This window comes from Acaryochloris marina MBIC11017 (assembly GCF_000018105.1).
GTDB lineage: Bacteria > Cyanobacteriota > Cyanobacteriia > Thermosynechococcales > Thermosynechococcaceae > Acaryochloris > Acaryochloris marina.
In genome coordinates, this window is sequence record NC_009925.1 from 1086604 (window position 1) to 1101725 (window position 15122).

Consider the following 15122-nt stretch of genomic DNA (forward strand, 5'->3'; position numbering starts at 1 on the left):
AAAGCAGAGGACTGCAGCCGCTTCTGATACAAGCTTATCTTCCTATAACAGTGCATCGAGTAGCGTATGGAGTTTGAGCTGAATTTCGGCCAGTTCTCGTTGGGGGTCAGAGCCAGCCACAATCCCTGCTCCAGCATAGAGCCGGGCTTGGGAGCCGTTTATCAATGCGGACCGAATGCCGACTGTAAATTCACCATTCCCCTGATAATCAATCCACCCTAAAGGAGCTGCATAGAGATGACGTTCAAAGGTTTCTTGTTTGTGAATTTGCTGTTGAGCGACTTCTCGTGACATTCCTGCTACAGCAGGGGTTGGATGTAAGGCTGCCAAAATTTCCAGTAGATGCAGATGTTGAGGGACTTCAGCGGTGATCAGGGTGCGTAAATGTTGAATATTAGGGAGCTGGAGCAGATGGGGCAGAGAAGTCACTTGGGGGGTAATCCCCAGTTCCCAGAGGCTATCGCGAATGAAGTCTAGGACAACGCGATGTTCATGGCCATCTTTTTTACTGCTGAGCAGCTGATTTCCTAAGGCCTGGTCCTCTTCATGGGAAAGCCCTCGAGGTGCTGATCCGGCCAATGCATCCGTCACCAGGTGGTGATCATGTAATTCAATCAGCCGCTCAGGGCTGGCGCCAATAAAGCTCTGGCCTTGGCCATTACTAACGGCAAAGACATAACATTCTGGATAGCGTTCCCGGAGAGTTCCCAAGGCATGGCATAAATCCAGCGGTTGAGGTGTTTTGACATCTAAGGTATGAGCTAAGACAAGCTTTTGCAGTTTGTTAGCCTTAATAAGTCCTAAGGTATCGGCGACTGCTGTTGTAAAAGCGTCTGCATTCGTTAACTGGGGATAGAATTGGGATGCTTGAGATCGGGGTGAAGGACAGCGGCGAGGCGTTTGTAATAGCTGCCATCGTTCCCAGATGTTCCGGGCCAAGGGTTCTAAGACAGTGTCTGTATCAATAACTGCGTTAGCCACCAGTACTGCTTGGTCCTGAACACAGGCGACTTGCCAGCGGGGAAGAAAAACGGAAGCTGCGGGGAAAAACGCCTGTTCTTGATTGGTGTGATCAAAGAAGGTAAAACTGCAGAAAAAATGAGCTCCTGCAAAGGGAAGGTGGAGGGCACCCGCAGAAACGGTATCCACCAAAGAAGTACAGATAAAGTGTTGAGCCTGGGTAAATCTCTGCGTTCCGTCGATTTGTAAATGGAGTAATGGTTCCGTTGCTGCGATCGCAGTCCGTTGCGACTGTTTTTCCCAGTAAAAATAAGGATGGTCTGCCTGTTGCAGTAAATCTAGAGCAGCCAGTGGGTCTAACTTGGGGAGTTCCAAAGAAAGACTGACAACTTGGGCATGTTCCTTCTCAAGGGCGATAGTACGACAGGAAGCGAGAAACTCGTGGAGTGACCTGCGGTCCTGAAATAAATTGGCAGAAGAGGAAGTTACTGTCATGAACTCGAGGATAGCAAGGTGGGCCGCCGGGAATGCAGGTTACCTCCAAGGTAAAGGACACAATCTGGCCATAGCATGACCACTAGGTCGGGCCAGACTTCGTACCTAATATTCCATCTAACCATTGAAAGGGGCAACCCGTGTGGTTCACCGCCCCCTTGTTCACAAATGCTTAGAAAGAGCCAATCCTGTACCCTAAACTTAATGAAGGCCATTGCAATTTTTCTATGACCACCCAAACCCTGCCAACTCGTAAACTATGGTTCGCTGCCCTAAAGCCCCCTATGTATAGTGTGGCTGTGATACCAATTTGGGTGGGATCTGCGATCGCATGGTCAGAACAACAGCACTTAAACGCCCCCATCTTCTGGACTTTCCTCAGCGCCGCCATCCTGATTATTGCCTGGCTTAATCTCACCAATGATGTTTTTGATGCCGACACCGGGATTGACGTGAACAAGGCTCATTCCTTGGTTAACTTAACGGGCAATCAGTCCCTGATCTTTTGGCTAGCCAACGGTTTTCTGGGATTAGGCTGTCTAGGATTAGTAGCGATCGCTTGGTGGCAGCAGGACGTCACGGTATTAGCCCTCATCCTCTTGAGTTGTTTTCTGGGCTACACCTACCAAGGCCCACCGTTCCGCTTGGGATATCAAGGTCTAGGAGAACTGATTTGTTTTGTTACCTTTGGTCCCCTTGCCGTTTCCGCAGCCTACTATAGTCAAACCCAAGCCTGGTCGATTCGCCCCTTACCTGCCGCTATCATTATCGGCCTCACCACCAGCTTGATTCTATTCTGCTCCCATTTTCACCAAGTCGCGGATGATTTATCAGCAGGGAAACGGTCCCCCATTGCTCGTCTCGGCACCGCCCGGGGCGCTCGATTATTGCCTTGGATTTGCGGGGGGATTTTTGGGTTGATTTTGATCTTTATGGGGTTCAACCTATTTAGCAATGGAGTTGTGTTGAGCTGGGTCAGTCTCCCCCTCGCCATCCATCTCTGTCGACATGTGTGGCGATATCACGATCAGCCAGACCAAGTTAAAGACTGCAAATTTATCGCGGTAGGCCTACATTTTGTGAGTGGTTTGTTATTAGGAATTGGTTTGCTGGCTTAATATAGTATCGTTCTACCCTTGAGGGGCTCTAACTCTCACTTGATGAGTCACCCTTAGTCATTCAGGCTGAGGAGAAGGGTACGGTTATGTCTCACCCTGCTTTAGCAAAAACCGAACCTATGAATGCCACAAACTTGCTAGGCTAAAGTTACGCCAACCCTTTTATCTCAGGTGTTTTGACGCTTTTATCACTCAATAAATACAAAGCCTAAGCCTCACCCCCAGGCTGCGTTCTTACCTGACCAGGGAACCCATGGCTTAACACCCATCGGTTGGTCTCCAGTATTTTTTGTCTTGCTTGACCCAAGGAGTAACGCTAATGCCTGCTGCGGATTACAAAGACTACTACCAAATTCTTGGGGTGAGTAAGTCCTCTAGTGAAGCAGAAATAAAGCGGGTTTTTCGTAAGCTAGCTCGGAAGTACCACCCAGATATGAATCCGGGGGATAAAACTGCCGAGGCCAAATTCAAAGAAATCAGCGAAGCCTACGAGGTACTATCGGATCCAGATAAACGGCGCAAATATGATCAGTTTGGCCAATATTGGAATCAAGCTGGTGGACAAGGGAGTGGCTTCGATTTTGATTTTGGGCAATATGGCAGTTTTGACGACTTTATCAATGAACTATTAGGGCGATTTTCCGGTGGGTTTGGAGCGGGAAACGCCTCGACCAGATCCCAAAGCACTTCCTACCGCGGAGGAGCATCTAGCACCCCAGGGTTTGGCGGGTTCCAAGATTTTGCAGGCTTCAACACACCCGGTATTTCTGCAGATGCCGAAGCAGACTTAAAATTGACCTTTTCAGAAGCCCTCAAAGGCGTAGAAAAACGACTGACCATCGGCGGCACTGAGACCATCACCGTCCGGATTCCCCCCGGTGCCAAACCTGATAACCGCATACGAGTTAAAGGGAAAGGACAAGTGAACCCCCTCAATCAATCCAGAGGGGATCTTTACCTCAAAGTCAAACTAGACGCCCACCCCTTTTTTAAGTTTGACAAGGAAAATATTTTATGTACCCTCCCCATTGCCCCAGATGAAGCGGCCTTAGGCGCCAAGGTTGATATTCCAACCCCGACCGGGGAAGTCAGTATGAATATCCCTGCCGGTATTAAATCCGGACAATCCTTACGGCTTCGAGGAAAGGGATGGCCAAGCGCTAAGGGGAGTGCCAGCGATCTAGTGGTTAAGATTCAAATCGTCCCTCCCCCTGATCTGAGCACCACCGAAAAGGAGTTATATGAGAAACTCGCAAACCTGCGGCAATATGATCCCCGCTCAAATCTGCTCGAAAAATCCCCTTAGTGAGTAGAGAAATCTCTTGACTTCACCCATACAACCCTCAACTTTCTGATAAAATATTACAAAAGTTAAGATTTGTAATTTAAGACCTCATGAATCTATTAATTGTCGGTGCTACTGGAACACTTGGCAGGCAAATTGCCCGTCGGGCCTTAGATGAGGGACATGAGGTCACTTGTTTAGTGCGCGCACCTCGCGCCGCCACGTTTCTAAGGGAATGGGGTGCTTCCTTGATTAAAGGGGATTTACGAGATCCAGAAACCCTCAAATTGGCCATGGAAGGCAACACCGCCGTTATTGACGCTGCAACGGTTCGAGCCACAGATTCCATCGGCATTCGAGAAGTGGATTGGGATGGTAAGGTAGCCCTGATTCAGGCCGCTAAAGCTGCTGGCATCCAGCGATTTGTCTTTTTCTCCATTTTGGGCGCAGAGAATTATCCCAAGGTGCCCTTGATGGACATTAAGAACTGCACCGAGCTGTTTATCAAAGAATCTGGCCTAAACTACACGATTCTGCGCCCCTGCGGTTTCTTCCAGGGACTGATTGGACAGTATGCCATTCCCATCCTTGAGGACCAGTCCGTTTGGGTGATGAATGAAGCCACTTCAACGGCATACATGGATACGCAAGATATCGCCAAGTTTGCGGTGAATGCCCTCTCCCATCCTGAAACTGAGAACAAAACCTTTGATTTAGCGGGCCCCAAAGATTGGTCCCCTGAACAAATTGTGGCCCTTTGCGAGAATATTGCCAATCAACCTGCCAAAGTGACACGGATGCCGATTGGCTTATTACGGAGTGGGCAAAAAATTGCTCGTTTCTTCCAATGGAGCTGGAACATTGCTGATCGCTTAGCGTTTAGTGAAGTGATTACGTCTCAGGCGCCGATCACCGTCCCGATGACAGAGACCTGTAAGGTATTTGGAGTAGATGAATCTGAGATTTCTACTCTGGAAGCCTATATGCAAGAATATTTTGATCGGATTCTCAAGAAACTGAAGCAGCTCGAATACGAGAAGAACCAGAAACAATCTCGCAAACGGAGCCCCTTCAAAACTCCCAGTTCCTAACGATAGGTTGAACCTTGAGCGTGCCGAAAGCTGGCATTATCTATAACGAACTCAAGCCGTTCGCTTGCCGAATTGCGACTGAACTCAAAGACAAGCTCCATGCTTGTGGTTGGCAAGTCTGCTTGGCGACAGGGGTTGGCGGCATCCTTGGATATTCACGCCCTGAACATCCCGTTTGCTTCACGACGATTGATGAGTTGGTCCCTACTGGCTTTGATCAGGATGTCAAATTTGCCATCATTTTAGGTGGAGATGGCACTGTTCTGTCTGCTTGCCGACAGCTAGCTCCATGTAATGTGCCAATGTTGACGGTAAACACGGGGCATATGGGGTTCCTAACGGAAACCTATGTCAATCAATTAGACGAAGTTCTGGATCTGTTGCTGCAAGATCAATTTTCCGTCGAAGAGCGAGCGACTCTGACGGTACAGGTGATCACAGATGGAAAAGTGCTCTGGGAAGCCTTATCTCTCAATGAGATGTTGCTCCATAAAGAACCCCTAGCCGGGATGTGCCACTTTGAAATAGCCGTCGGCGAGCATGCAGTGGTTGATATTGCTTCAGATGGCCTGCTGGTGTCTACCCCCACAGGCTCTACGGCCTATGCTTTGGCTGCTGGAGGTCCAGTGATTGCCCCCGGCGTTCCGGTAATGCAGCTAATCCCGATTTGCCCCCACTCCCTGGCATCCAGAGCGCTGGTATTTGCTGATACCGAGCCTCTAGAGGTGGTTCCAGCCAACCAACAGCAGCTTGTCCTGGAAGTAGACGGAAACGCCGGATGCTATATTGCACCCGGCGATCGCGTACGTGTAATTAAGTCACCCTATTCAGCTCGCTTTATTCGGCTTGGATCCCCAGAGTTCTTTAAAATCCTGCGGGAGAAACTGGGTTGGGGATTACCCCACATCGCTAAGCCAACATCAGTAGAGCTGCCTTAGGCTTTGTTAGGATGAGCAGCTACTGAGTTGATGCATATAAAGTCCAGGTGCATAGGCTTCAACAACTTCACCTGTCTTGGCATCAGTGATCATTAAATAATCACATTCTACACATTGGGTGCGCATCAAATTATCAATATAGTGGCGCTCTCCATGCTGGCTTCCACAGTTAGGACAGCGAATCTTTTCTATACGACTCATGAGTAAATACCTTTGTTAAAGAGAGAAGTGAGTGACCCAGTTACAGAAGCTAAAAAAAAGATTAAATAAATGTGTTTAAATCCTAAGCTTGTTGATGTTCTCTAGCCCGTGATCCCCTCTTTTATAGCACCGACCTCTTAAGGGTGACGGTGTTTTTTAATGAATTTTTAGATTTGATCCCCGATGGCTAAAACTATCGCCGAGAGGGAATACTTTTAGGGAACTATTGAGTTGAACTATCGGGGATCATACAAAAAAGACTTTTTTCACTTCACGGATGGGGAAATTGATTTTTTGTAAAAGCAAAATACTCGAAAACAATTCCCTGATTTGAGAGATGCATCAATAGTATTCTCGGGAAAAATATCCCATGAAAACCCTTTATTGTTTTTATTAAAAGATAAACTAACGTCATCTTTTTTAAGCGGGATGGAAATAATCATAGATTTTCTGAGCAAGTTGAGGGCCAATGGTCGGGACGGCTTTTAATTGCTCTGGGCTAGCTTCCCGAATGTAGTCAATGGACCGAAAAGCCGCGAGTAGTTCCTTTTGGCGGTGGTGGCCAAGCCCTGGGATATCATCTAGCCGCGAGCGCCGCATTCGCTCTAATCGCTTCTTGCGATGAAAACTGATGGCAAAGCGATGGGCTTCATCCCGTAATCGGCGAATGAGTTGGACGCCAGGTTGTTCAGGATCCGTGGGCAAAGGCTGGCTTTCTCCAGGCTGAAAAATCTCTTCCCGTTGCTTAGCCAGACTGATAATCTGTAGATCTTCAACGACTTCAATTTTCGTCAACGACTCTAAAACCGCTGATAATTGCCCTTTACCCCCATCAATGACCACTAGGTCAGGCCAGTCGGAGGTGCCTTGTCGAGGTTGTTCTGGGGATAGATGGTACTGGCGAAAGCGCCGATGTAGGACTTCCGCTAGACTGGCAAAATCATCTGAGTGACCAGCCTTAACGTTGGGATTTCGAATTTTGTACCGTCGATAATGTTGCTTAGCAGGTAAGCCGTCGATAAAGACCACTTGAGAAGCTACGGCATCTGACCCTTGGATATGAGAGATGTCATAGCATTCAATCCGGTGCGGTAGCTCGGGCAGATCTAAAAGTTCGGCTAGGTCTTGGAGGGCGTTGAGGGTGCGATCTCGGCTTTTTTGGGTCCGGGCTAACTCATATTGGGCATTGCGTTCGACCATTTCGATCAGTTCAGCTTTGATCTGCCGTTGGGGACAGGTAATACTGACTTTGCGTTCCTTTCGCTGGCTGAGATAGCTGGCTAATAGTTCCGTTTCCGGTAACTCAGTTTGCACCAAAATTTCCAAGGGTAGCTCTACTGGCTCAGCGCTACCGTAATGGGCTTCTAATACATGCTGCAGAATCATCCCCAGGGAGCCCGATTGGGCATCCGCCATAAATCCCAACCGGCCCACTAAACGCCCGGACCGAATCTGGAAGAGTTGAACACAGGCAATTTGATCGTCAGCAGCGAGGGCGATCGCATCTCGCGATACGGTGTCATCGGGCAAGGCAACTTTTTGGTCAACCCCCAAGCCCTGTAAGCCTTTAATCTGATCTCGAAGCCGCGCTGCTTGTTCAAAATTAAGATCTTCAGCAGCTTGCTCCATTTGTAGCGACAGGGTGTTAATCAATTCACTGGTACGGCCCTGGAAAATCATCACAACTTTTTGCAGGATCTGGCGATAGGCTTCTGGTGTAATCAGAGCTTGGCAAACCCCAGGGCAGCGACCAATTTCATAATTAAGGCAGGGGCGATCTTTGAACAGGGGCTTTCGTCGTTGTCGTAGGGGAAACAGGCGCTTGACCAACCGCAGGGTTTGACGAAGCTGCCACACGTCAACATAGGGGCCGTAGTATTTATCTTGGGCCTTGCCTAACCGCCGTTTGCGAGTAATAAAGATGCGAGGGTAAGTTTGGGACCAAGTGACACATAGATAGGGATACTTTTTATCGTCTTTAAGCAAAACATTAAAGTGAGGCTGATGCTGTTTGATCAGATTGGCTTCTAAGGCCAACGCCTCTGCTTCGGTATCCGTCACAATAAACTCAATATCCGCCACCTGATGAACCATCAGCTCAATTCGAGGTGGGTGGTCTTGAATTTGTCGAAAATAGGAGCGAACGCGATTTCTGAGTTTTTTGGACTTGCCAATATACAAGATGTCATCATTGGCATCTCGCATAAAATACACGCCTGGCTCGGGCGGGATCTCTTTTAGCCTGGCTTCTAGGCGATCACGATCTTTAAGCAGGGTGGTGGTCGAAACGGCATCGGTCACGATTATGCGTCACTGTTCCAATAAGCGATTTCTTCTAATCCTAAAACGTCTTACTCTTCGTCACATACAAATTGAGGTGTGAAGGTCTTAAGCCTCTCAACTAAACGTTATTCAAAATTAGAAGTGAAATCTTGATTTGAAATTAGACCCAATAGAGTTTGGAGGTAGATAAGTTATACGGAAGGCTCATAATAATGTTTCAATCGATACACTGAACTTAATCCCACCAGAAGCTCCAGGCATGACCGTTCATTAAGAGAGCGGCTAAATGTTCGATTGTTTCACATCCTTGATCTACGATATCTGGACAATAGAGGTAATGTTCCAAAGCTAAAGATAAGGATTCTTCTTGTGTGGAAGGAGGGTTGTCAATGGACATTTCAACGGTGTCACCGCTTATTCCCGCCAATGATGCCCCAAAACGTTGACCCCAATATTGAAGCAGAGCGGCATGAACATAGGCTGCTGGACACTCATTCCAATTACCATAGGCGAGAGAAATAGGAGCGAGCCAACTCTCTTGTGCAGGGACCAGAAGCATCCACCAGGGGTCTAAGTGGTTACCCTGACGATCAAAAGGAAACCAAAATGAATTTTTAGGTCCAATATTCGTAGGCCAGACTCCCCGAGGAAAACTGCCCTCATTATCTTCTTCAAGATCTTGATGGCGTTCTGAGAACCAGTTCTTTAGATTCAGTTGAGTTGCCAAACGAATATTTTCGGATGAATCCCAGGAATTATTATTGTCAAGATGAGCTTGTAGATAGTTGAGATCATCTGTGCTACCCACTCCTACGGGAAGATATCCAAAGCGCTTTGCCTTTTGAGTCGCCAGGTGCCACCGGTCAAAAGACCTATCTGCTGGCATTGCCAGTGCCCAGAGTGGATCTGGAGTGGGACTGACTAATCTTTCTACTTCGGTAATGTCCGATAGCTCCAGTCCCTTAAGCAGTTCTGTTACTTGCAACATCTACTTTTTCGATGTAATTCTTTTGAAATTTTGGGAACTGTGATTGTGGCTATCAGTGCTTAACAACGAACCATTTCATAGACGCCTTGATATTGCTCTCCAGGATAATTCCAGGAATAGTCATAGGCCATCCCCTGCATCACCAGCTTTTGAAACTCTTTAGGATAATCCGTCCATAGGCCCATAGCTCGGTTCATGGCTGATTCTAAGGCATGATTATCGGTCTGATAAAAGACATAGCCATTACGTTCCTCAGGCGTCTTTTCTGGATCGAAATCGCGATCAAAGACGGTATTCACTAGACCACCCACCCCACGGACAATGGGGACGGTACCGTACTGGAGGCCAATCACCTGCGTTAAGCCACAGGGTTCATAGTTACTGGGCACCACAATCATATCTGCCCCAGCATAAATCAGATGGGCCAGTTCTTCGTTAAAGCCGAGTTCGAGATGGCAATCTGGGTTGGAGTTAAGGAAATGCTTCTCATGCCAGAACCAAGAATTAATTCCAGGTTCTGTAGCAGAGCCCAAGAGAACAAATTGGGCGTTTTTATTCAGGGCATGGTAAATGGCATGGTGCACCAAATGCATCCCTTTCTGCTCGTCCAATCGGCCAATAAAGGCAATTAAGGGCCGATCGACATCTCTAAGCAATAATCGCTCCCGGAGTGCCTTTTTATTCAGGGCTTTACCACTTAAATCATTGACGGAATAGGGATGAGGAATATAGTCATCCTTTTCGGGGTTCCAGACATTGTAGTCAATGCCGTTGAGGATACCGCCAAATTTACCCTGATGGATTTCTAGAGTATGTCCTAACCCATAACCCACCGTTTCGTAACGAGCCTCCCAAGCATGATGAGGGGATACGGTATTCACATAGTTGGCGTAAACAATCCCACCTTTCATCAGGTTGAGGGCAAAGGGATTGAAATTGTCTAATAGGCGATCGTAATGGAAGTAGTAGGATTCTCGGTTAAGCCCCGTTGCCCACAAAACATTGGCTCCAGCAATGCCTTGATGCTTAAAGTTATGGATGGTGTAAACCACGCGCTGGCGACCCATTCCATGATATTGATACATCTCATAGAGGAGGACGGGCACCAATCCGGTCTGCCAATCATGACAGTGGAGAATATCAGGGCGCTTATTGGATCTGAGCAAAAACTCTAGGGCTGCTTTACTAAAGAAGGCAAAGCGCATATGGTCATCGGTCGCCCCGTAGTAATGCCCCCGATTGAAGAAATTATCGCCAGAGTTGGGTTGGATAAAGAAGCATAGTTGGCCGTGAACCCAACCACAAAAGACGTTGCAATGAACAGCTCCGCCATACCAAGGCACTGACAAGTCTCGATAGGCTTCATGCAGACCCCAAACATGGTCGTAGCGCATGCAGTCGTACATTGGCAAGATGAGTTCAACGCAATGGCCCCGAACTTCAAGTTCTCTACTCAGACCATAGACGACATCTCCGAGCCCACCGGCTTTGATTACTGGGGCACATTCAGAGGCAATCTGGACAATGTACACAGTCACTCCTTGATTGAATAAATCTTTTTAGAGAGAATATAAATAAAAGCTTAATTTACAAAAGTATATATTTATATTGCTCTTAAATCAGCAGGAATCGCAAACTTCCTTTCTACCTATTGGGTGAATATAAGCTGGATGAGTGGTCTGTAATCCTGCCCTATCTCAACAACATTAATGCTTTACAGCTTGTACATTGGGGGCGGGTTGAGAGAATAACATCCCTTCGAACCATTACTGCAAATACCACAATAGTTGTCCCCTTGCCCTCTCAACATGAACTTTATTGACGTAGCCCATAAAGATTATTGACAACAGCTTTAGTAAATCTTCATACAAAGATTCACGATGCACCTTTGATACAGTATCGTTCTACAAGGCACTCTTATTGCACTTATCAACATTCAGTTCAGACTGAATATTATTATTTTTAGGGTTAAGGAGCATACAAATTGTTCACACCAACTTTTCTTACGGTTGCCGTCCGCGCGGTTAATTGGACCCCAGCAGTAGGTGTTGTAATGATTGCAGCCAATATTTTGGCCATTGCGATCGCAAAGTACAGCATTCAATATCCCAATGTTGGCCCAAGCATGCCAGCATCCAACTTGTTTGGTGGGTTTAGCTTCAATGCTGTGTTGGGGACCCAAGTGTTTGGTCATGTCTTAGGTGCTGGAGCGATTCTAGGACTCACCTATTTGGGTGTTCTTTAACGCTCTAGATCCAAAGCATAGGGGTTACTTCAACTAGATTCGGTCAAGCAGTCAGGGTCTCAGATCTCTGGCTGCTTTTGTATGGCGGGTTGCGTCAGAATTCCATTTAAAAATATATCTGCTAAGGTCTCGGCCATTTCTCGCTGAAACCCTGGAGAAGGGTCTTCATCCATCAGCGTATCCTGGCTAAATCCAGCGATCATGAACATCCCTAGAAACACACGGGCAACAACCTGGGGGTTGAGGTCACGATAGGTTCCTCGCTCAATCCCCGTTTGAATAAAGGCTTCCACCACGCTGGTCATTTTAGAAATAATTTCAGCTTGAATTCGATCTCTGAGTTCAGGATGAAACTGGGCTTCCATAAAACAAACCCGCATCAGGTCGGCCTGTTTGGGAAGCGTTAGCATACGCTCACGCATCAGTTTGGCAATGGATCGATAGCTACCCATTTCACTTAAATGAGTGAGTAAGTCTGTTAGCATTTCACTCCAACCTTGGGTGACCACTGCGACCAAAATGGCTTTTTTGTTCTCGAAATGCCGAAATAGGGTGCCCTCAGCAATCTCAGCAGCTTCTGCAAGTTGACGTGTCGTCGTTTTTTCAAATCCTTGACGGGCAAATAACCGCTGGGCAGCTTCTAAAATACGGTGGTTAACGTCAGTTTGTGGAGCAGTGGAGTGGCTGGAAAGTTGCATGATTTCAGACCTGAAGCAACTGATTAGCTTACATTGTCCAATGAATTTTGTAGAACCGACGGAAGCATTGGTGTTTCTTTACGAAGGTAATTTCTGAATATAAATGATTTGGATTCGAAAGCATTTCAAAGAAATTGCGCTTAGAACTCTGGGGAATACTGAGAAAGAACGTCTAAGAGCTAGATTTTGGGTTCACGGTTGATGAATTTCCTAATCAAACCCTATGAGAGTGTTGGGCTAGTCCAGCTAGGAATGACTCCTAAACAAGTTCGACGAGCCTTGAAGTGTTCACCGTCAACTTTTGTGAATCCTGATTCCTTTGAAATTAGCGATCATTCTGGTGTGCTTGGACTGAACATCGGTTATCGTGCTCCCAATCATCTTTGCGATCGCATTCTTTTATTCCGACCTGCAAGTCCAATTTTCCAAAATCGTAGTCTGCTAAAACGACTGTCCATGGAGAAGTTATAGCAGTCGCCATATTGAGAAGGACTTAAACTAGAGAAGTATTTTATTCCTTCTCCTGTGTGATGCCCAAAATTTATAGTTACGACCTACGTTGCAAAGTGATAGATGCGATTGAGCTAGATGGGATGCGCCCTTCTGAGGCTAGTGAGCTGTTCGATATCAGTCGTAACACCATTAACCAATGGCAACACCTCAAGGCGGAAACGGGTGATTTGCATCCCAAGCCAGTCCATCATCCTGGCCATAGCCATAAAATCACTGACTGGGACAAGTTTCGAGCGTTTGCCCACAAGCATCGTCATAAAACCCAAGCTCAGATGGCTCAACTATGGGATGGAGAGATTAGTGATCGAACCATCTCAAGAGCCCTCCAGAAAATCGGATTTACTCGAAAAAAAAACATATGGGTACCGAGAACGAGATAAGCACAAACGGGCAGCGTTCATCAAACGTCTGAGTACCGTGGACCCAGACGATATCGTCTATGCGGATGAGTCGGGCATGGATCATCGAGACGAGTATGACTATGCTTATGGCCCCAAAGGTGAGCGGGTTTATGCTTTGAAGACTGGGCGTAGAAGCGGCCGAGTCAATATGATTGCGGCGTTGAGAGCAAAGCAGTTGATGGCACCGTTCACGATCGAAGGAGCTTGCAATCGGACTGTGTTTGAACTTTGGCTAGAGCGTTGCTTGATACCCGTGCTCAAGCCTGGGCAGAAGCTGGTGATAGATAATGCCACTTTTCACAAGGGAGGACAAATACAGGAATTAGTGGAAAAAGCAGGATGTGAGGTTTGGTATTTACCGCCTTATTCCCCTGACTTGAACAAGATTGAGCGGTCTTGGTCTTGGATTAAAAGTCGCATCCGTCACCAATTAGAACATTTTGGATCTCTCAGAGAAGCAATGGAACATGTTCTACATCTAGTGTCCTGAATAGAATGGCGACTGCTATAACCCTCTTTTATCACTTTAGACAGATAAAAAATAGACTATTCTCAGTTTCTATTTTTCTAATGAGTGATGTCAGCTTCAAGAAGTCCAGAACCAACCATTGGCTTTGTTGATGAGTACTGCCAACTATTTGCAGAGTTATTTCCCCAAGTCCGCAGTTATGAAGCCTTCAAGCATCTCCATCTGGGGATGATTAGTGATATCAAACGTAAATCATTGCCCGCCATTGCAAGAGCAGTGGGCTTGGAGAACCATCAAAGCCTGCATCATTTTCTGAGTGAATCACCTTGGGTAGCGTCACATTTGTCTGACAAGAGATTGGACATCATCTTGAAAATACTGGATGGGCGCAGGTTAATTCTATTGATCGATGAGACGGGCGATTGCAAAAAAGGCAAGAGTACCGACTATGTGAAACGGCAGTATATCGGCAATGTGGGCAAGAAAGAGAATGGCATCGTCGCAGTCACTGCCTACGGGCTGTTTCAAGGGATGATTTTGCCTTTGTCCTTTGAAGTGTACAAACCCCGAGAACGTCTTAAAGAGGAGGATGAGTATCTCAGCAAACCCCAAATTGCTGCTGGAATGATCCGACAGTTGCAAGGGATGGGCTTTTGCTTTGAGCTCGTCCTGGCTGACAGCTTGTATGGGGAAGCTCAAACAAACTTTGTGAATGTCTTAGAGGAGTTAAAGCTGCCCTATATCCTAGCGATTCGTAGCAATCATGCGGTGTGGTTACCCGCAGAACAAGCAGTCTTTGCCGAACCGTGGCAGTCATTTGAACGAACCTTCAGCAATGGCACCACTGAAACTCGTTACAGGCAAGAGATCATTTATGGCCAGCGACACCACCAGAAGCGCTATTGGCTATTAACCACGGACCCCCAAACGCTACCAGAGAACTCAACCTCTTATGTCATGGCAGCGGCACCCGAGATCAAGCTGGATGAAATTGGGGATTGCTATGGCTTCAGAACTTGGATTGAGTATGGTCTCAAACAGTCTAAAGATACCTTGGGTTGGGCTGATTTTCGCATGACGCACTACGAACAAATTGAAAAGTGGTGGGAGATAGTGATGAGCGCTTTCTTGATGGTGAGTTTGTTCGCTGATGTCTTCAATGACTCTTGTCCAGTGGCACATCAACACTTTGCGCAGCATCCTTGGTGGGATAACCAAAACGGGTGGAAGAATCTGCTCAATAATGTGCGCTTGATCATTCAACCGTTAATCAGTTGGAATCTTCTAAAGCGCTGGTTAGAAGTCTTTCCCAGCCGTGCTTTGAAAAAGGGGTTTGAGCAACTCACATCAAAGATGGAGGCATTTTGCTGTCCACTGGTGAGGAAATTGCTCAAGCATCCTGATTTTCTCTCTGTCTAAAGTGATAAAAGAGGGATA

The 15122-nt window shown here is 46.9% G+C and carries 14 protein-coding genes; 8 read left to right on the forward strand and 6 right to left on the reverse strand.

Going from position 1 to position 15122, the window contains the following annotated elements; all coding sequences use genetic code 11:
• Positions 1-42: 42 nt before the first annotated feature.
• Positions 43-1455, reverse strand: a complete 1413-nt coding sequence (locus tag AM1_RS04940; RefSeq protein ID WP_041659190.1) for an isochorismate synthase — start codon at positions 1453-1455, stop codon at positions 43-45.
• Positions 1456-1682: 227 nt separating this feature from the next.
• Between AM1_RS04940 and menA the strand changes: the two genes are divergently transcribed.
• The 4 genes from menA (at position 1683) to AM1_RS04960 (ending at position 5887) form a co-directional block, all read left to right on the forward strand.
• Positions 1683-2573 (forward strand): 2-carboxy-1,4-naphthoquinone phytyltransferase, encoded by an 891-nt coding sequence (menA, locus tag AM1_RS04945; protein WP_012161703.1) that lies wholly within the window; start codon positions 1683-1685, stop codon positions 2571-2573.
• Between the two features lie 319 nt (positions 2574-2892).
• Positions 2893-3879, forward strand: coding sequence for a DnaJ C-terminal domain-containing protein (locus AM1_RS04950; RefSeq protein ID WP_012161704.1), 987 nt, complete (start codon positions 2893-2895; stop codon positions 3877-3879).
• 89 nt (positions 3880-3968) lie between these two features.
• A complete protein-coding gene (locus AM1_RS04955) occupies positions 3969-4949 on the forward strand; it encodes an SDR family oxidoreductase (RefSeq protein WP_012161705.1) in 981 nt (326 codons plus the stop codon).
• Between the two features lie 20 nt (positions 4950-4969).
• Positions 4970-5887 (forward strand): NAD(+) kinase, encoded by a 918-nt coding sequence (locus AM1_RS04960; protein WP_012161706.1) that lies wholly within the window; start codon positions 4970-4972, stop codon positions 5885-5887.
• A 6-nt stretch (positions 5888-5893) separates the two neighbouring features.
• Here the strand turns inward: AM1_RS04960 and AM1_RS04965 are convergent, their stop codons facing one another.
• From AM1_RS04965 to glgA, 4 genes are all read right to left on the reverse strand, one after another.
• Positions 5894-6088: a hypothetical protein gene (locus AM1_RS04965; RefSeq protein ID WP_010477777.1), complete on the reverse strand. Its 195-nt coding sequence runs from the start codon at positions 6086-6088 to the stop codon at positions 5894-5896.
• Positions 6089-6508: 420 nt separating this feature from the next.
• Positions 6509-8389, reverse strand: a complete 1881-nt coding sequence (uvrC, locus tag AM1_RS04970; RefSeq protein ID WP_012161708.1) for an excinuclease ABC subunit UvrC — start codon at positions 8387-8389, stop codon at positions 6509-6511.
• A 217-nt stretch (positions 8390-8606) separates the two neighbouring features.
• A complete protein-coding gene (locus AM1_RS37480; RefSeq protein ID WP_049783687.1) occupies positions 8607-9359 on the reverse strand; it encodes a DUF4253 domain-containing protein in 753 nt (250 codons plus the stop codon).
• 59 nt (positions 9360-9418) lie between these two features.
• Positions 9419-10891: a glycogen synthase GlgA gene (glgA, locus tag AM1_RS04980; protein WP_012161710.1), complete on the reverse strand. Its 1473-nt coding sequence runs from the start codon at positions 10889-10891 to the stop codon at positions 9419-9421.
• Between the two features lie 452 nt (positions 10892-11343).
• On the opposite strand from glgA, the gene psaK reads away from it, so the two are divergent.
• Entirely contained in the window at positions 11344-11604 is a 261-nt protein-coding gene (gene psaK / locus AM1_RS04985) for a photosystem I reaction center subunit PsaK (protein ID WP_012161712.1), read from the forward strand.
• Positions 11605-11663: 59 nt separating this feature from the next.
• On the opposite strand, the gene AM1_RS04990 is transcribed toward psaK, so the two are convergent.
• Entirely contained in the window at positions 11664-12302 is a 639-nt protein-coding gene (locus AM1_RS04990) for a TetR/AcrR family transcriptional regulator (protein ID WP_010477769.1), read from the reverse strand.
• Positions 12303-12503: 201 nt separating this feature from the next.
• On the opposite strand from AM1_RS04990, the gene AM1_RS04995 reads away from it, so the two are divergent.
• From AM1_RS04995 to AM1_RS05010, 3 genes are all read left to right on the forward strand, one after another.
• Entirely contained in the window at positions 12504-12773 is a 270-nt protein-coding gene (locus tag AM1_RS04995) for a hypothetical protein (RefSeq protein ID WP_012161714.1), read from the forward strand.
• Positions 12774-12832: 59 nt separating this feature from the next.
• Positions 12833-13706, forward strand: a protein-coding gene (locus tag AM1_RS05005) for an IS630-like element ISAcma25 family transposase (protein ID WP_076611737.1) whose coding sequence is annotated in 2 segments (ribosomal slippage) — positions 12833-13162 and positions 13164-13706 — 873 coding nt in all. Because the reading frame shifts where the segments join, the coding sequence is not laid out codon by codon here.
• An 87-nt stretch (positions 13707-13793) separates the two neighbouring features.
• A complete protein-coding gene (locus tag AM1_RS05010) occupies positions 13794-15104 on the forward strand; it encodes an IS701-like element ISAcma8 family transposase (RefSeq protein ID WP_012160919.1) in 1311 nt (436 codons plus the stop codon).
• The last annotated feature ends 18 nt before the right edge of the window (positions 15105-15122 follow it).